Here is a 17,076-nt window from a genome sequence, read left to right on the forward strand (position 1 = left end):
TCTCACGCCCCTTCGCCGGTCGTGCCGGCCATGGCCGGCGCCTCGTCATCGGAGGCGCTCGTCGGCGATTCGGCCGGTGCGGCTTCCTTGGCCGCCCGGAGCTGGTAGATGCCGGTGGCCGCCAGCCAGCCGAAGCCCATGACGGAGAACACCAGGAACATCAGCGTGGTCACCAGGAACGAGGAGCCGAGCGCATAGATGAGCGTGCCGGTGATCAGGCCACAGGCGCCGGAGAACAGGCCGAGGAGCGCGAGCCAGCGCGGGTAGAGGGTGCTGCGCAGCATCACGAACGCGTAGAGGGGCATGGCGATGCCGAAGAACACCAGGTACCAGAGTCCGAGTCCGGCCAGCAGCAGGAGCAGGAATGCGTACGCGACCGGGTACGCGGCCTGCTGCGTCACGCCGGTGCTGTTCTGGTAGTAGTCGGCGAGGTGCTTGGTGGTGAATCCGTCCTGTCCCATCAGCACCAGCATCACCGCTGCGGCGAGCACCGCGGCGCCGTCGGCGTAGCGAACCAGGTCGGACCGGAGGGTATTGCGCAGGGTACGGCCGATGGCCAGCATCGCCATCATGTCCAGGATCTGCGCGAAGACGATGCCGACGTGCAGCGGGATCCAGAAGTCGGTGTGATGTACCTCGTGCATGAAGGGATCGGTCGGGATGTCCTGGTGCGGGTGCATCGCATTGACTACGAGGGACAGGACCGTGCCGGCGATGGCCAGCCAGCCGCCGAAGCGCAGCGCGGCCCGGCTGTGCACATTCTGCGTCATATGAAGGGACACCTCAGCCTTCCAGTTCGAGGGGGAGCCGGTCGAGCGAGCGCAGGATGGCGGTGTCCCGCCACTCGTGCTTCCCGCTCAGCCGCAGACGGGGGAAGCGCCGGGCCAGCGTGCCGAACACGATCTCGCCCTCGGTCTTGGCCAGCGCGGCGCCGAGGCAGTAGTGCGGGCCGTGCACAAACGTCATGTGCTTGCCGGCGTTGGCCCGGGTCAGGTCGAGCCGGTCCGGGTCGGGGAACTCACGGGGGTCCCGGTTGGCTCCGCCGAGCAGCACCACCACCTGCTCGCCTGCCTTGATGGTGGTGCCGGCGACGTCGATGTCCTCGATGGCGACACGGGAGGTGACCTGCACCGGGGCCTCGTGGCGCAGCAGTTCGTCGATGGCTTGCGAGGTGATGGCCGGCTCGGTGCGCAGCCGCTCGTACTGGTCCAGGTTGGACAACAGCGAATACACGCCGTTGCCCAGGTGGTTCATGGTGGTCTCATAGCCGACCGTGACCAGTAGCACGCACATGAAGATGATCTCGAAGCTGTCCGATGCCCGGCCTTCCGCCTGAGCCTGGATCAGCGCGCTGATCAGGTCCTTGCGCGGCTCTTGCTGTCGCGCGTCCAGGACATCGACGAATCGATTGCTGATCGCCATCATCGATTCGCCGCCGGCCAGTACCCGTTCCACCGGGGCGTCCCATTCCAACAGTCCGGCCAGGGCAAGACCCAGATCGGCGAAGAATGTGTGGTCCTCCTCCTCGCTCACGCCGAGGATCTCGGTGATCACCCTGATGGTCATCGGGTAGGAGATCTCGCTCATGAACTCGACGGTGCCGTTCTTGGCCAGCGTCTGATCCAGCAACTCGTCCAGGATCTGCTGGATACGCTCACGGAAGTTCAGCACGATGCGCGGGGTGAAGGTGGTGGACACGATGCTGCGCAGCCGTCGGTGTTCGGGCTCGTCCAGGAAGTAGTAGAAGCCCTGCATCAGCTGGTTGACGGTTTCGTTGGCGGCCAGCTGGCGTTCGAGGAAGTTGGAGCCGGGCCGGACCTTCCATTTGCTGCTCTTGAGTACGTCCATGACGTCCGAGTAGCCGGGCACCACATAGGCGGCGTAGCCGTCGTGCCAGAAGATCCGGTGTTTTTCCTGTAGTTCCCGGTACCTGTCGTACGGGTTTGCGCGGAAGTCACGCGCGTCCAGCGCGAAATCGACCGATGCGATGTCTGTCCTCACATCTGCTCCCTGTCGTGGTGCGGTCCTAGTGCGTCATGTCCGCTTCGCCTGCATGGCAACGGTGCTGTCGTCATCGGCGATATCGCCGCTCCAGGCATCCCCGGAGCGCAGCTTGGCCGCCGATGACGCGCCGGACGGTCTCGGCAGCGGTTGGTAGCGCGGCCGGCGCAACAGCATCTGGTGGCGCAGTTCGGCGGCGATGCGTTCGCCCAGCACCCTCCCCACGTCGCGGCGGCGCAGCCCCGTCCCGCGCAGATGCCGCGCGGCTCGCAGCACCAGCCGCGGGCCGATCACCTCATAGGGCGATACCCGGTGGGAGAGCACACCGTCCACGAACTTCTGCCGGATGTCCGGGTCCGCCCCGATGCAGGCCATCAAGGACCGCTCCAGCGGGCCGAGTTCACCCGCCTTGGAGAAGTCCCAGGCCAGCCAGTACATGGGCGCTGCGTCCCGGTCCCGCCAGCGGCTCCAGCGGCGCAGCCGCCGGTCCAGCTGCCCGGTGTCCGCGACGTGGACCTGGCGCAGATACCGGGCAAGCATCTCGGCCTGCCGCAAGGCGTCGGAGATGCCCTGTCCGAGGGTGGGGTCCTTGAAGTGGCCGGCGTCCCCGATCAGCGCCCACCCCGGTCCTGCCGATTCGCGGAAATAGCCGGGCGCATACGCGGTGCCGATCGGCCGGCCCGACCGGCGGGCCGTGGCCAGTAGCGGCCGCAGCGGTGCGCAGGCGGCCACCGCCGCGTCGTAGCTGGCCTCCAGGTCCCGTTTGAATGCGGCGAATTCTTCGAGCCCGGGGCAGATCATGACCACAAAGCGGCCGCCGTCGGACTGGAATGCCACGGTCAGGTTGGCGCCGTCCCGGTGGTGGTGCACGCAGGCCGGTCCGGTCTCGGTGACGCCTTCGAACTCGGCCCAGTACACGAACCGTTGGTTTTCGGTGACGTTGTAGGTGCGCGAACCCACGAGTTCACTCACTTTGGAGTTCCGGCCGTCAGCGCCGACCAACAGCGAGGTATGGATGGTCCGTTCGCCCTCCGGGGTGCGCAGCAGCACGCCGTTGATCCGGCCGGTGGCGTCCCGACGCACCTCCCGCAGGGAAGTCTTGGTGCGGATGTCGGCACCGGCCGCACGGGCGGCGTTCACCAGGATCTCGTCCAACAGGTTGCGGTTGATGCTGATCCCGCCCGGAGGCCAGTCGTCCTCGGCCTTTACCGGGGCGCTCAGGTCCACCCCGTCGTAGACCACATGGGCCGCGGTGAGGAACGGCGCATCGGTCCCCCGGAGCTGCTCCAGCACGCCGAGCCGCTGCATCGAGCGCACCCCACTGACCTGGATCAGGTGGGTGGACAGCGTGTCGCTGGGGAAGGTGGCCCGGTCCACGGCCAGCACCTTCATGCCCTGCCCGGCCAGATGCGCGGACAGCGCCGCACCGGCTATCCGGGTGCCGACGATGACCACGTCGTACGTGTCTGCGCCAGTGTGCTCAGTCGAGGGCATTGACGATCACCAGCCCCAGTACGGCCAGGCGCAGCGCCAGGAATCCGTAGTTGCGTCGATTCCGCCATTGGCCGCGTATTCCGTTGCGCAGCACATATACCTGCAGGGTCCAGGCCGGCAGCAGGGCCGGCAGGGTCCATGGGCTCAGTGCGCCCCACACCGTGCCGGCCAGCGCGAGCACCCAGGTCGAGGCGAACACCGTGGCCACGAACACCCGGTTGGCGCGCTCCGAGGTGCGCGCGGCGACCGTGCGCCGTCCCACCTGCCGGTCGTCGTCGGCGTCCGAGCTGTTCGAGCAGATCAGCACCTGTACCAGCCAGGTCCCGAACAGCACCGACTGGATCAGCGCGGCGGCGGTGAACCGCCCGGTCGCGGCCGCGTACGGGAGCAGCACACTGGCCGCCAGGGTGACCCCGGTGACGGCTTCCCCGCCGCCGATGAACCGGTAGCTGAAGTTGATTCCGGCCGAATACTGAACACCGAGCACCACAACGGCGAGACCGCCGACAAATATCCACCACGGCCGGAAGTCGGCAACAACGCAGAAGAGCACCACGCAGGCCACCGCGGTCGCCGCGGTGGCGAACGCGAATATCTGCGCCGTGCGTACCGTCAGCTGGCCGTGGACCAGGGGTTTGACCTGGCTGCGTTTTCTTTCCGGTGCGTAATTGCGCAGATCGCTGCCGTCCCGGTATCCGGTGATGTCATCGAATGCGTGGGAGGACCACATGCCGAAGGCGATCACCGCGAAGAACAGCAGGCACAGTACGGTGGACCTCAGATGCAGTCCTTGTACGCCAATGGTCAACGACCAGGAAATGATCGGGCCGAGCCAAATCTCGAAAAGTTTTACCTTTCCCAGTCGGCCGAGCGAACCGATGAGCTCCCCCGTTGTACTTGCCGCACCGACACGATTCGTGGGTGCGCTTTCCGTCACCATTTCCTCAACCCCTTGCAGAGTCGCACTCCGGCGGTCAATAATTTGCCGCGCCCCGATTTCATTCGATGCCGCAGTTCACCAACACAGGGGGAAAATCGTGCCGTTGCTCAGCAGAATTCCGGGCCGCGCCGTCATCGCCGGTATCGCCGGGACCGCCGCATACACCGTGGCCAGCACCCAGCTGAAACGCCGGGGCATAGGAGGTGGCATCACCACCCAGCCGGGCGAGGTAGCCACGGCGCTGACCGGACAGCGTGACCCGGCCGGTACGACGGGCCCGGCGCACCCTTCGGCGGAGCTGGTGAACGCGCTGCTGCACTGGGGATACGGCGCCCTCGGTGGCCTGAGCAGAGCGGCACTGGTCCGCCGTCGTGTGTCCGGCTGGCAACTGGAGCTGGCGCACCTGGGCGCCGTCTGGCTGCCGTGGCTGGCCCTGCTCGCCCTGTCCGGCAAGGGGCAGCGGGTGAACGGCCAAGTGCTGCTCGTGGACGGTGGCAAACACCTGGTGTACGTGCTCGTCGCGGGCCGTACCTTCCATCTGCTGTCGCCGTCCGCAGCCGCCGAGGACTGAACACCGGGCCACGGTCAGGCCACCACCCTGCCTGCCGGGCTGCCGGCGTCCACGGACACCGTGCCGGTCCAGCCGTCCACCACGGCACGCTTGCCCAGGTCGGCCGGGTCGGTGGCCACCCCGGCGATGAACGGGATGCCCAACTCGCGGCAGACGATGGCGACATGCGAGAGCACGCTGCCGTACTTGCTGACCACTCCGTCCGGGAGTACGGCGAGAACGTAGTTGCCGTCCACCCGGTCGCCGACCACGATCCGGCCTTCCTCGCCGTCGCTCTCCTGGACCAGCACGCCTTCGGCCCAGCCGGGAGCAAGCGCCTGGCCGGCGTTCGCGGCCTTGCCCCGTCGCGCGCGACGGGCGGCGGTCAGCTGCCCGTTGGTCTGCTGCACATCCACCGGGAAGTCGAGCTTGGCGGCCTCGTCGAGTTCCTCCGCCCGCTTGTCCACCAGTCGCATGCGAGCCCGGGCATCGAGCTGCCGCAGCTCCTGTACGCCCAGCAGCGCGGCCTCGGCCGGGTCGGCGCCGAACGCGCCACGGTCCAGCAGCACGCGGGTGCAGTGCAGCGCGCGCAGGCCGATCTCCTTGGAACGCTCCCGCTCGCCGAGCGCGAGGCCGAGCATCCTGACCGTCCGGTCGAAGACCGGGCCGAGCGCGGTGCCCAGCGGGACACCGACCTCGTCGAGTCCGGTGTCCGCCCGCTCCGCCACCCCCTTGCCCCGGAGCACGGACGCCGCCGAGGACAGCACGGGCGAGGAGAACCGGGCGAACGGCCCGCCGCCGTCGGTGACCTCGTAGTTGTTCAGCCGGTGCAGGTCCTCGGTGAGGATGCCGCCGCGGGCGCTGGCGCTGGCGCCGTCCTTGCGGTGCGCGCCGGCCCGCAGCAGTTCCAGCGCGGTGTCGCTGTCGTACTGCAGGCGCAGGATCTGCTTGGTCACCGATGCGGCGACCAGGGCGACGCTGGTGGTCCTGATGTGCAGGGCCCATGCGGTCCGCCCTGCCTTGATGGCCGCGTCGCAGGCCGAACCGGTCTGCCAGCTGCCGCCGGTGTTGATGGCGTCCAGCACGGCCGCTTCAGCCGCGGCGAGTTCGGCCTGGGCCTGGCCGAAGGCGTGCGCGTTGTTGCCGAGGAAGGACAGCGCACCGCGCAGCCGGCGCGCCCGGTGCAGCTTGCCGGGGCGCTTCTCCCGCTGGCTCTCCGGCCCGGCGCCGCCGAGCAGCAGCTCCCAGATGTCCTCGGGGTCGACGACGGGCAGTTCGTCGGCGAGTCGCTCGACGGTGGTCATGTTGAAGAACGGACGGAAGCCGAAGTAGCTGACGAAGTTCGGCCGCGGGCCGCTCGGCTGCTGCCGGCCGAACTTGACGGCGGCGTCCCGGAATCCGCGTTCCATGCCGGGCCCGATAATCGACCAGCTCAGCGGCGAGAGCAGTTCGGGGGACACCTCGCGGAAGTTGTGACCGCTGTGGACCGATACCCGTTCGGTCGCCGGGGTGTCCAGGGAAAAGGCGGGCAGAGACGTCACGGCAGTTGCTCCCTCAGTCGCGCGAACTCGTAGTCAAGGGACCGCACGAGATAGTCCCGGCCCAGCGGCGGGGTCACCCGGCCGGTGGCCACCAGCTGGTCGAGGCATCGCAGGTCCAGGTCCCACTGCGCGTTGCAGTAGTCCAGGACCTCGCGGTTCATGGACAGGTCCAGCCACTTCGGCCGCACCACCGCGGCCAGCGCACGGGCGAGGCCGGCGCTGCGCACCCGCTTGACCCGCAGCCCGTAACGGGCATTGATCAGATCGAAGATCTCCGCGTAGGTCGGCGAGTTCGGGTCGACCGCCCAGACCGCCGAGCCGCCGGTGCCGTGCTGCGCACGGTCGAGGAGGATCCCCGCGGCGAAGCCGGCGGGGCAGGACCAGTAACGGTTGCTGCCCACGACGGCGAGGGGCCAGCCCGCGGTCATCAGCCGGAACAGTTCGAAGAGCGCCTGCGGCTCGCTCGTCCGGTCCCCGTTGTCCTCGCTGACGACCACATGTCCGGCGCGCACGATGTCCACCGGGACGCCGGAGGCACGGGCGATGCGCTCGCCATGCAGCTTGGCCCACTCGTAGAAGTTGCGGTGCCGCATGGTTTCGGGGATCAGATCACTGCGTAGCCGCTGGCGGGTGTCGCCGAGCGCGAGCAGGCTGGAGACCAGCACCACGGTGCGCAGGTTGGGGCAGCGGCCGGCGAACTTGAGCACCCCGCGCAGCGGCGCGATGTGCTCGGCCTGCGCGTCGGCCAGCGAGATGGACAGGTCGAAGCTGCCCACGGAGACCACGATCGAGGTGACGTCGGCGGCCAACGCCTCGGCTTCCTCCGGTGCAAGGCCCAGGTCGGTACGCCGGGCGTCACCGAGGTGCACCTTGGCGAACCGCTCCACATGGGGGGCCGGTTTACGGGCCAGGCCGACCAGCGGAACGTCCTGTTGCGCGGCCTGTGCGGCCAAGGACGAGCCGACGTGTCCGCTGATCCCGACGACGAGCATGGTCATGACGGCCACCCCGAGTAGTAGCTGTTCAGCCGGACCGGCTCATCGGTCAACGGCATGCCCAATGTGCGCACCAGGCTGCGTACGGATACGTCCCGGCCCAGTCCCTCGCCGGTGTAGACGGTCCGGGAGGCGAAGTACCGCAGCCCGATGGCGGCGGCATTGGTCGGGCTCTCGTCCAGCCGGTCGGCCTGCCGGGACACCGCCTTGAGCCAGTTCGCGGGCAGCCGCACGGGCCGCGGGAAGGTGCTCGGCTCTCGTTCGCTGGCCACCGCGGCTTCCCGGATGAAGGCCTCGACGATCGGTGCGGCGGCCCCCTGGCCGATGTTGCGGACCTCAGGAATGTCCACGGGTTCGGTGTCGAAGAGTTCGACCATTTTGGCCGCGACCAGGTCCCGTGGGCAGACGTCCAGCCGGGCGCCGGAGCTGTAGGGCAGCAGCGGCCAACGGCCGCTGGTGATCAGCCGGGACAGCGGCACCTTGCGCGAGCCGTTGTCGCCGGACACCGGGTCCAGATCGCCGGACAGGGCCGGGATCCGGGCGATGAACGCGGGCAGGTCGTAGCGGCGGGCAAGCCGGGCGATGGCCCATTCGCCGCGCAGTTTGGCCCGCTCGTACTTGGTGAGGTGGTCCCGCTCCTCGAGCAGGAACTCCCCGACCTCGGCGCCGTAGTCGTAGCCGACATACAGCGAGCCGGCATGGATGAGCTTGGCGCCCAAGGCGTGGGCGAGTTCGGCCGCGTGCGAGGCGCCATCGATATTGGTCTCGGCCAGCCGCGCCCACGGCGCGGACCAGCCGACGTCGCCCGCCACGCTCAGTACGATCCGCACCCGGCCCTTGAGCGCGTCGACCTGCGCTGCGGTCAGGCCCCAGTGGGGAGCGCGGATGTCACCCTGTACGGACTCGACCTGTGCACCGCTGCGTTTGGCCAGCGAGCGGGCCCGGCCTTCGTGATCACGGCCGCGGATCACCGCGACCACGGGTTGGTTCGCTTCACTGATCTTGCGGAGCAGCGCCATTCCCAGGAATCCGGTCGCGCCGGACATCAATACGGTCACGTCAGGGCCTCCACGGCCGCCTCGGCTCGATCGGCTTTCGCGGGCGCGGGAAGCGGCGCGAAGCGCACCACACCTTCTCTGCGCCCCAGTTTTGTCAGGCCGTTGCCCGGTCCGGCGTCATAAAGCTGGTGGATGCCGGCCGCGCGGACCGTGTGCACCGCATCGATCCAGCGCACCGGCAGCAGCAGCGCCCGAATGAGCAGCTCCCTGATCTCCTCGGGGTCCTCGTGGACCTCCGCGTCCGCGGTGGACACATACACCGAACGGGACCGGGCGAAGGGAACCGCTTCCACTTCGGTCCGCCAGTGCGGCAGCGCGTCGGCCAGCAGCGGGCTGTGGAACGAGCCGCCGATCGGCAGCACTTCGGCCAGCAGCTCCATCGTTCCGGCCAGCACCTTGGCGGCGTCCGCCGTGGGCCGGTCACCGGTCAGCACCGTCTGCCGGCTGCCGTTGAATCCGGCCACCTCCAGCACTCCGCCAGTCCGGGCGATGGCATTGCGCCGCAGCCACTCGATGGCCGGGCCACGGGCACCCATGATGGCGACCATCACACCGGGGCGGCCGTGCTCGCGGCTGACCTCACCCCGCCGGACGGCCAGTCGGAATCCGTCCCATACGTCGATCACCCCTGCGCAGGCCGCCGCGGTCAGCTCGCCGAGGCTGTGCCCGATGACCAGGGGTACCGCGGGCCGTTCGCCGTACGTGGCCTGAACGGCCGCGATTCCGGCCGCGTAGGTAGCCGGCTGGGCGATGGTGGTGTCGTTGAGGTCCAGCGCCTCGGGATCGTCGCCGAACCGGTCGAGGAACGCGGCGACCAGCGGGTGCGCCCGATGGGTGCGCAATGCGTCTATCACGGCCGGGCGTTTGTTGCCCTGCCCGGGAAAGGCGACTCCGAACGAGCCGGCGTCGTCGGTTGTCATGAGATGGACAGCCCCCCGTCGATGGACAGCACCTGTCCGGTCATCGCATCCGAATCCACCAGCAGCTCCATGCCCTTGGCCACCTCGTCCGGAGTGACGAACCTGCGGATCGGGGTGCGGTCGGCGAAGTGCTTGCGCGCCTCATCGGGCACATCGTGGGTGAGCTCGGTGGCCATGAATCCCGGTGACAGCGCATTGACGGTGACGTGTCGGCGGCCGCACTCCAGGGCGAGCGACCGGGTCATCGCGATCACGCCGCCCTTGGACGCGGAGTACGCGGTCTGTCCCTTGCTGCCGACCAGCCCGGCCGGCGAGACCACGTTGATGATGCGGCCCCATCGGGCACGCAGCATGGCCGGCAGCACGGCACGGCTGGTGTGGAAGCTACCGATCAGATTGACCTGGATGGTGGCCACCCAGTCCTCGATGGACTGGGTGGCCATCAGCCCGTCCCGGCGAATCGCGCCGGAGTTGACCAGTACGGACACCGCACCGAGTTCGTCGGTCACCTGCTCGACCATCCCGGTCACCGCGGCCCAGTCCCCGATATCGGCGCGCACCACGATGGCGGGATGGGTCAGCTCGGCGGCTACCTTGCGCGCGCCCTCCTCGTTGCTGGTGCAGTGCAGGGCCAGCCGGTAGCCCTTGGCGTCGAGCGCCTTTGCGCAGGCCGCCCCGAGGGCGCCGGATGCTCCGGTGACCAGTGCGACCGGCAGGGTCATCGAAGCTCCCCGGCCGGCTCGACGGTACGGGTCCTGCTGTGCGCGATGAAGGCGTCCAGCGCCGCCACCGCCGTGGTACCGGGCGCCGCGGCCGCCGTGAAGCCGGCGAGATCGGCGGCGGCGGGCTCCTCGCCGGTGCCCGCCTGGCGGGCACCGAGCAGCACTGCGGAGGCCGCGGAGTCGCCTTCCTCGGCGAGCAGGTGCTCTTCGCCCGCGGCCAGGTCGAAGGCCACGATCATGGCTGCGCTGGCGGAGCCGTTGGCCAGGGTGGACAGGGCCACCGTGGTCAGCAGCGAGAGCGAGTCGGCGCCGCCCGTGTAGTGCATCGTCGGGCCGCGGAACCCGGTGGTGATGGCGATGTTGCACAGCGGGTTGTTGGGCATCCGCCGCAGCCAGTCCGTCGGGTTGGCCGGGTGCAGATAGAAGTGGCTCAGCCGCTCCACGATGTCGGGGTCGTCCTCCGCCGCGAAGTCCGGTATCGGGATGGACGGATCCCAGTTGCTCACCGTGAACAGCGCGAACCGCTCGAGATCGAGGGAGCTGTCGATGGTCTTGGCCCGGTCCGCCAGCTCGATCGCGGCCACGAACGGCGCGTAGAAGGCGCGCTCCAGCAGCCGGCTCACTTTGCGCGGCACGCCGGCCTTCGACCGCTGCTTGAGGTCCCCGGGAAGTTCGGCGGAACCGATCGCGGACAGCAGCGCGAAGTCGTGGGTGGATTTGGTGGTCATCTTCTCCCTCACAGACTTCCGATAACCAGGGAGGCGTTGTGGCCGCCGAACCCGAAGCTGTTGTTGACGACCTTGCGCAGACCGCGCTCACGGGCGGTGTTCGGCACATAGTCCAGATCGCACCGGGGATCCGCGCTGCCGAGATTGACGGTCGGCGGGATCACGCGGTCGCGTATCGCCTTGACGGCCAGGACGGTCTCCACGGCGCCGGCTGAGGCCATGCTGTGGCCGAGCGAGCCCTTGACCGAGCTGATCGGGATGGACTTGGCGGCATCGCCGAACGCATTCCGGATGGCGAGGGTTTCGCACCAGTCGTTGTCCCTGGTGCTGGTGCCGTGGGCGTTGATGTAGTCCACGTCGGCCGGGTTGATCCCCGCGTCGTCCAGCGCCCTGCTCATCGCATACGTCGGGCCGAGCGCGTCCGGCGGGGAGGCGACCATGTGGTAGGCGTTCTGCGAGAAGCCGAAGCCGTCGATGGTCGCCAGCGGCTCGGCGTTGCGTGCCTCGGCGTGCCGTTCGGACTCGAGGACGACGAATCCGGCGCCCTCGGACAGCAGGAAGCCGTCCCGGCGGGCGTCGAACGGGCAGGACGCCTCGGCCGGATCGCAGTCCCGCGCCGTCATCGCGTACAGGCTGCAGAACGAGAAAAAGTCGATCTCGCGCAGCAGGCAGTCGGCTCCGCCGGCCAGGACGACATCGGCCTGGCCGGACTCGATGAGTTTCATCGCGGAGCCGACGGCCAGCCCGCCGCCGGCGCACGCGCCGTACAGGCCGGTGCTCCGGCGGGCGCCCGCGGCGAGCTGGATGGCCGCCACGATGTCCTCGGCCGGACCGATCTGAGCCACCCGGCCCTGGCCGGGGAGCTGCCGCTCGCCGTGCGTCGCGATCACGGCGATGTCCATCGCCTGCTCCGCGCCCTCGAACCCGGCCATCGCCAGCGCCTCCTGGGCCGCGTGGGTGCCGAACTCGATGGCGTGCGAGGCGGTTTCCGAATTGGCCGCCCGGCCCGGCACCGGGGCGCCCACCCGGGTGCCGGCGTCGAACAGCGGGAACCGTTCCAGATACTGCCCGAACCGCTTGCCGTCCACGACGCTGGCCCAGGTTTCCTCGGCCGACCAGCCGCCCGGCGTCACCGCACCCAGCCCGGTGACGACTACCCGCTCAGACACCGGCACCGACCCGGTCCGCGATGAACTCCACCACGTTCCCGACCGACAGCCGGCGGGACACCTCGGCCAGATCCTGATCCGACAGCTGCCCGTCGCTGCCCACACCATCGGGCAGGAAGCGGGCCAGCTCCGTCAGCAATTGCTTGACCTCGCCATCATTCACCGCAATACCAAACTCGCCCTTGAGCGCGAGAATCAGCTCGAGCAGATCGAGCGAATCGGCGTCCAGGTCATCAACGAGACGAGAATCCAATTCGATCTCGTCCACGCCAATCTCCAAGTTCTTCGCCATCTGCACCCGCAGACGCTCAAAGATCTCACCACGATCGACAGACACCACAGACCTCCCGTAGAGACCGAACACCCACGCCCGAAAGTGCGGGAACTCGAAATGAACCCGATGAACTCGACAAGCAAGCGCAGTCCAGCACGGGCCACTTCCACCGGCCAAACCCAGAACCGCACTTGCCAGGAAAGGAAACTAAAACCGCACATGCCGCACGGCGCGGGAAGCGTGTCATGGCAGGAGACAGATACATCCGCACTTGCGCCTTTGTCGCGCTCATCCGCAGCGCCTATCGTCCACGGGAACTACCGCACTGGCGCAAAGCAATCAGGCGGCTACGTAATCAGCTGGCTACGAATTTCCGGACGGGAGGATGAATGCCAGACCGCAGAGCTCTGATCGGCCGACGGTACGAGTCAGCGGGGCTGTTGGTCGACGCGGAGGAAAGCAACGCCTATCACGAGGCGATCGGCGACGAAGGCGGCCCGCACCTCGACCGGGGCACCGCATCGCCGTTCTACGCGGTGCGGCTGGTCGCTCCGCTGTGGCGGTCGATCTACCAGGCACCCGAACTGGACACCGAGGACCAGCGGGTGCTGCACGCGGAACAACGCCTGATGGCGCACCGCGACTTGCGGGTGGGCGAGAAGGTCACCGCGCAGGCATGGGTCGCGGATGTGGTGGGCTTCGGATTCAACGACGCGGCGATCATCCGCAGCGGTCTGCTGGACGCCGAAGGCCGGCCGGTGGTGTCCATGGAGAGCACGCTTGCCATGCAGGGCAGCAGCGGCCTCCCCCCGTCCGGCCGCCGCACGGTCCAGCCCGCCAAGGGCGAATCGGCCACCACACTGCGGTGCACATTCGACGCGGACGCCCCGCGCCGTTACGCGGACGCGGCCGACGACCACAATCCACTGCACCTCGACGATGCAGCCGCCCGCGAGGCCGGACATCCCGGCCGGATCCTGCACGGCATGTGCACCTTGGCCACCGGGATCAGCGCGCTGGTCAACGCGCTGCGCAACGAGCGGCACAGCCGGCTCCGCTACCTACAGGCCCGGTTCAGCCGGCCGGTGTTCCCGGGCAGCACCGTTGACTTCGCGGCGCACACCTCCGTCGCGGCCCATGCCTATGTGGTCGGCGCGAGTCTGGACCGCCGACCAGTCCTGAAGAACTGCTGGCTGCGGCTGGCGGAGAACGGGTGACGAAGATGGCATCGGAACACCAGCGCAGCGACGAAACAGTCTCCAATGCAGCGGTCTCTCATGCACCGGTCTCTTATTCCTCCTATTTGGACATCGACGGACTGCTGAGCCGGCAGCGCCCGCTCACCGATGTACCGGATGAGTACCTTTTCATCGTCACCCACCAAGCGCTGGAACTGTGGTTCTCCGAAGCGCTGCACGAGATCGACCAGCTCGTACGCGACCTCAACGCGGACCGCCTGGCCGCGGCCGGCCGGAAAGCCGGCCGGCTGCGGAAGATCATCGATCTGTGCTCGGCACACATGGATGTGCTGGACACCATGCCGATGCAGGAATTCTTCGCTTTCCGCGACGCGCTCGGGCGCGCCAGCGGATTGCAGTCCGCGCAGTTCCGCGCGCTGGAGCTGGCATCGGGCCTGTCCGCGGAGGACACGCTACGCATCGCCCGCGCGGTCGGCTCGGCGGATGCGCGGCTGCGGAAGGCACAGTTGATGCCCAGCATCCGACAGGCCTTCGGGCACTTCCTGGCCAGGGCCGGCATCACAGTGCATCAGCTCTACTCCGTCCATGATGAATCCGTCACGGAGATCCGCGCATTCGCCGAGGAACTCATCGAGTACGACATCGCTTTCAACCGCTGGCGATACCGGCACTACCTGCTCGTGGTCCATGCGATCGGAGCCAATCCGGGCACCTCAGGCAGTACCGGTGCGCGCTATCTGCGCGACACCACAAAGAAATGGTTCTTCCCCGAGATCTGGAGCGCACGGAGCATGGGCGACACGACACTGCCCGCCGCCGTCCCCTTGACGGCACCGCTGGACGGCTCGGTCTCCGCGGACCGCAGCCTGCTCGGCGGGAAAGGCTGGGGCCTGCAACAGATGCACCAGCTCGGCATCCCGGTGCCGCCCGCCTTCACCATCACCACCACGGCCTGCAACCAGTACTTCGAGCAGGGCAGCGAGCTGTCCGAGGAACTGTGGGACCACGTACTCGGCGAGATCGAGCTGTTGGAACGGCGGACCGGATCCCGGTTCGGGGGCACCCCGCCGCTGCTGGTATCCGTCCGCTCCGGCGCTCCGGTGAGCATGCCGGGCATGATGGACACGCTGCTGAACGTCGGGCTCACCCCTGCCGCGCTCGCCTGGCTGGGCGACGAGCGGCAGGCGACCGGGCTGCGCGACTCGCTGGCCGAGTACGCCGCCCAGGAGCGCGCCACCACGCTGTCCGCGGCCGGTTCTCTCCCGTCGCGGGAGCATGTGCTGCGGGAACTGCGCTCGTCGATCACCCGGGTCTTCGACTCCTGGCACAGCGACCGGGCGCGTACCTACCGAGCGGCCAACCACATCCCGGATGATCTGGGCACCGCCGTGACCGTGCAGGCGATGGTGTTCGGGAACCTCGACGAGCGTTCCGGCACCGGTGTGTATGTGACCCGCAATCCGATCACCGGGGAGCAGGTCCCGTTCGGGGAGTGGCTACCGCAGGCGCAGGGCGAGGAGCTGGTCGGCGGCCGAAGCACACCGAAGCCGCTGGACGAGCTGCGCACGGCGATGCCCGAGATTTACGAGCAGCTCATCGGCTTCGGGCAGCGGCTGGAGCGCACCCAACGCAATGTGCTGGAGATCGAGTTCACCGTCGAGTCCGGCATGCTGTACCTGCTCCAGGTGCGCAATTCCTCGAGCACGCCGGCCGCCGCGGCGCGCTGGGCCGTCGACCTGGTGCACTCCGGGGTCATCGAGATCCCCGAGGCGCTGGCCAGGGTGCCCGTCGACGCGGTACCGGAAGCGCGACGCAGCGAGTCCCGGGACGAAACGGCCGCGCTCCTGGCGAGCGGCATCGGCGTATCGCCAGGGGTGTCCACCGGTCTGGTGGTCGCCGGCGCGGACCAGGCCGAGGAGATGGCCGAACGCGGGCAGAAGGTGTTGCTCGCCAGCTCGACCACCAGCACCCACGACATCCATGGGTTCCTGATCGCCGACGGGGTGATCACCGAACGCGGCGGCACCACCTCGCACGCCGCGGTGGTGGCCAGGCAGCTCGGGCTGCCCTGCGTGGTCGGCTGCGGCGAGGGCACGGTCGCCCGGCTGCGGGGACAGGTGGTCACCCTCGACGGCGGCACCGGCCGCATCTACGCCGGTGATGCCCTCGGGTCCGGACAGGACGAGAGCGAGGGCGATGGCTCCGGGCGGCCCGCTCCGGCCGAGCTCCTCGCCCGCTGGCGGGCCGAGGTCGCTCAGGGCAAGCACAACTGACACAAGGCAAGCGAGACAAGGGGGCACGGTGAATACTGCGCACGAGCTGGGCACGTCCGTACTGCACTGTTTGCGGATCAAGGGCAGGGCTCGGACGGCCGGGGTCGCGACCGCGCTGGGGGCCGAGGAGGCCGCCGTACAGCGCGCATTGGAGCAGGCGGCAACCGACGGACTGGCGACGCAGCGTTCGGGCAGACTGGCCGGCTGGCTGCTCACGCCGGAGGGCCGCAAGCAGTGGAGCGAGCACAGCGCGGCCGAGCAGGCCGAGATCGACATGGCGGGACCGACGGAACTGTATGACGCTCAATTCCTCGCGCTGAACAGCGCATTCAAGAAACTCTGCGCACGCTGGCAACTGGAACGGACATCGAGTACGAGTGCGGCGGTGGACGGGTCCATCACGACCGGGTTCGAGGAGATCCACCGTACGGCGGACGCTCTCCTCGGCCGGTTCGCCGCGTTGCTTCCCCGCTTCGCGCTCTATCAACCTCGGCTCGAAGCGGCAATCGGACGCTTCAGGTCCGGTGAATCCGCGGCGCTGCTCCAGCCGTTCACCGACTCGTACCACGACGTCTGGCTGGAACTGCACGAGGATCTGCTCCTGCTGCTCGGCAAGGAGCGGGAGGAGGACGACTAGCTGGGGCGGGTCCAAGCCCCGGCTCACGCAGCGCGGTCCCAGCACACGCAGCGGCTCCCCGAGCAGGTCGGGGAGCCGCTGTCTGCGGTGTCCGGACGAGGGAGGTCACTTCTCCAGGAAGGCCTTGGCGCCGGCGAGTTCCTTGGCCACGTCCTTGCGCAGCCAGCGGTCGAAGGGCGGGTCCAGGAGCCAGGCGAGCGCCTTGGCGAAGGTGAACTCCACCCGACGGGTGACCCAGGTGCCCCCGTCCCGCTCGTCGAAGGTGAAGAACGCCCCGAAATGCGCCAGACGGTCGGTCCAGGACGGCACGCCGCCGATCTTGATGCTCTTCTGGTCCTCCGCGAGCACCACCCGCTGCGTTGTCTTCGGTCCGGGCAGGCCGAGCAGACGTGGCTGGAAGGTGAACACCACCTCGTTGCCGGTTCGCTCCGTCCGGTAGATCTTCCCCAACTTCGCGTCCACTTGCTTGTAGGCGTTCAGATCGAGGATGAACTCAATGATGTCCTTGGCGGGACGATCGAAGAACAGCCGCGCCTCTCCCCTTGCCATCCGCGTTCTCCTCAGCAGTCGTTCGC

At 68.6% G+C, this 17,076-nt stretch carries 17 protein-coding genes; 4 read left to right on the forward strand and 13 right to left on the reverse strand.

The features are described from left to right. Positions 1 to 2: 2 nt before the first annotated feature. Genes ACGFWI_RS25165 through ACGFWI_RS25180 form a run of 4 tightly spaced genes read right to left on the reverse strand, consistent with a single transcriptional unit; the run spans position 3 to position 4,303 of the window. Positions 3 to 770 carry a hypothetical protein gene (locus ACGFWI_RS25165; RefSeq protein WP_393908274.1) on the reverse strand — a complete coding sequence of 256 codons (768 nt, stop codon included), beginning with the start codon at positions 768 to 770 and terminating at the stop codon, positions 3 to 5. Positions 771 to 783: 13 nt separating this feature from the next. Then, on the reverse strand, positions 784 to 2,001 hold the full coding sequence (locus ACGFWI_RS25170) for a cytochrome P450 (protein WP_393908275.1): 1,218 nt from the start codon (positions 1,999 to 2,001) through the stop codon (positions 784 to 786). Positions 2,002 to 2,034: 33 nt separating this feature from the next. Next, positions 2,035 to 3,495 carry an FAD-dependent oxidoreductase gene (locus ACGFWI_RS25175; RefSeq protein ID WP_393908276.1) on the reverse strand — a complete coding sequence of 487 codons (1,461 nt, stop codon included), beginning with the start codon at positions 3,493 to 3,495 and terminating at the stop codon, positions 2,035 to 2,037. Next, positions 3,482 to 4,303: a UbiA family prenyltransferase gene (locus tag ACGFWI_RS25180; protein WP_393908277.1), complete on the reverse strand. Its 822-nt coding sequence runs from the start codon at positions 4,301 to 4,303 to the stop codon at positions 3,482 to 3,484. Before ACGFWI_RS25180 ends, ACGFWI_RS25175 begins: the two co-directional genes overlap by 14 nt. Positions 4,304 to 4,538: 235 nt before the next feature. On the opposite strand from ACGFWI_RS25180, the gene ACGFWI_RS25185 reads away from it, so the two are divergent. Next, positions 4,539 to 5,006: a hypothetical protein gene (locus ACGFWI_RS25185; protein WP_393908278.1), complete on the forward strand. Its 468-nt coding sequence runs from the start codon at positions 4,539 to 4,541 to the stop codon at positions 5,004 to 5,006. Between the two features lie 14 nt (positions 5,007 to 5,020). Here ACGFWI_RS25185 and ACGFWI_RS25190 read toward each other — a convergent pair whose 3' ends face one another. Genes ACGFWI_RS25190 through ACGFWI_RS25225 form a run of 8 tightly spaced genes read right to left on the reverse strand, consistent with a single transcriptional unit; the run spans position 5,021 to position 12,455 of the window. Continuing rightward, on the reverse strand, positions 5,021 to 6,526 hold the full coding sequence (locus ACGFWI_RS25190; RefSeq protein WP_393908279.1) for a PEP-utilizing enzyme: 1,506 nt from the start codon (positions 6,524 to 6,526) through the stop codon (positions 5,021 to 5,023). Beyond that, positions 6,523 to 7,524: an NAD-dependent epimerase/dehydratase family protein gene (locus ACGFWI_RS25195; RefSeq protein WP_393908280.1), complete on the reverse strand. Its 1,002-nt coding sequence runs from the start codon at positions 7,522 to 7,524 to the stop codon at positions 6,523 to 6,525. Before ACGFWI_RS25195 ends, ACGFWI_RS25190 begins: the two co-directional genes overlap by 4 nt. Continuing rightward, entirely contained in the window at positions 7,521 to 8,579 is a 1,059-nt protein-coding gene (locus ACGFWI_RS25200) for an SDR family oxidoreductase (RefSeq protein ID WP_393908281.1), read from the reverse strand. Before ACGFWI_RS25200 ends, ACGFWI_RS25195 begins: the two co-directional genes overlap by 4 nt. Then, a complete protein-coding gene (locus ACGFWI_RS25205; protein WP_393908282.1) occupies positions 8,576 to 9,499 on the reverse strand; it encodes an ACP S-malonyltransferase in 924 nt (307 codons plus the stop codon). Before ACGFWI_RS25205 ends, ACGFWI_RS25200 begins: the two co-directional genes overlap by 4 nt. Beyond that, the gene (locus tag ACGFWI_RS25210; RefSeq protein WP_393908283.1) at positions 9,496 to 10,221 is read right to left on the reverse strand and encodes an SDR family NAD(P)-dependent oxidoreductase; all 726 of its coding nucleotides are present in this window, start codon (positions 10,219 to 10,221) and stop codon (positions 9,496 to 9,498) included. The genes ACGFWI_RS25205 and ACGFWI_RS25210 overlap by 4 nt, the downstream gene beginning before the upstream one ends. Next, on the reverse strand, positions 10,218 to 10,949 hold the full coding sequence (locus tag ACGFWI_RS25215; RefSeq protein WP_393908284.1) for a hypothetical protein: 732 nt from the start codon (positions 10,947 to 10,949) through the stop codon (positions 10,218 to 10,220). The genes ACGFWI_RS25210 and ACGFWI_RS25215 overlap by 4 nt, the downstream gene beginning before the upstream one ends. Positions 10,950 to 10,957: 8 nt before the next feature. Then, the gene (locus ACGFWI_RS25220) at positions 10,958 to 12,118 is read right to left on the reverse strand and encodes a beta-ketoacyl-[acyl-carrier-protein] synthase family protein (protein ID WP_393908285.1); all 1,161 of its coding nucleotides are present in this window, start codon (positions 12,116 to 12,118) and stop codon (positions 10,958 to 10,960) included. After that, a complete protein-coding gene (locus ACGFWI_RS25225) occupies positions 12,111 to 12,455 on the reverse strand; it encodes a phosphopantetheine-binding protein (protein ID WP_393908286.1) in 345 nt (114 codons plus the stop codon). Before ACGFWI_RS25225 ends, ACGFWI_RS25220 begins: the two co-directional genes overlap by 8 nt. A 326-nt stretch (positions 12,456 to 12,781) precedes the next feature. On the opposite strand from ACGFWI_RS25225, the gene ACGFWI_RS25230 reads away from it, so the two are divergent. The 3 genes from ACGFWI_RS25230 to ACGFWI_RS25240 are packed head-to-tail and all read left to right on the forward strand — an operon-like array spanning position 12,782 to position 16,501. Next, positions 12,782 to 13,609, forward strand: a complete 828-nt coding sequence (locus ACGFWI_RS25230) for a MaoC/PaaZ C-terminal domain-containing protein (protein ID WP_393908287.1) — start codon at positions 12,782 to 12,784, stop codon at positions 13,607 to 13,609. 5 nt (positions 13,610 to 13,614) lie between these two features. Next, a complete protein-coding gene (locus tag ACGFWI_RS25235) occupies positions 13,615 to 15,864 on the forward strand; it encodes a pyruvate, phosphate dikinase (protein ID WP_393908288.1) in 2,250 nt (749 codons plus the stop codon). Positions 15,865 to 15,892: 28 nt separating this feature from the next. Next, positions 15,893 to 16,501 (forward strand): hypothetical protein, encoded by a 609-nt coding sequence (locus tag ACGFWI_RS25240; RefSeq protein WP_393908289.1) that lies wholly within the window; start codon positions 15,893 to 15,895, stop codon positions 16,499 to 16,501. Positions 16,502 to 16,606: 105 nt separating this feature from the next. Here the strand turns inward: ACGFWI_RS25240 and ACGFWI_RS25245 are convergent, their stop codons facing one another. Beyond that, the gene (locus ACGFWI_RS25245) at positions 16,607 to 17,050 is read right to left on the reverse strand and encodes an SRPBCC family protein (protein WP_393908290.1); all 444 of its coding nucleotides are present in this window, start codon (positions 17,048 to 17,050) and stop codon (positions 16,607 to 16,609) included. Positions 17,051 to 17,076 lie beyond the last annotated feature (26 nt).

Origin of the sequence: Streptomyces sp. NPDC048434, from assembly GCF_043200375.1 — a bacterium.
In the GTDB taxonomy this organism is placed as follows: domain Bacteria; phylum Actinomycetota; class Actinomycetes; order Streptomycetales; family Streptomycetaceae; genus Streptomyces.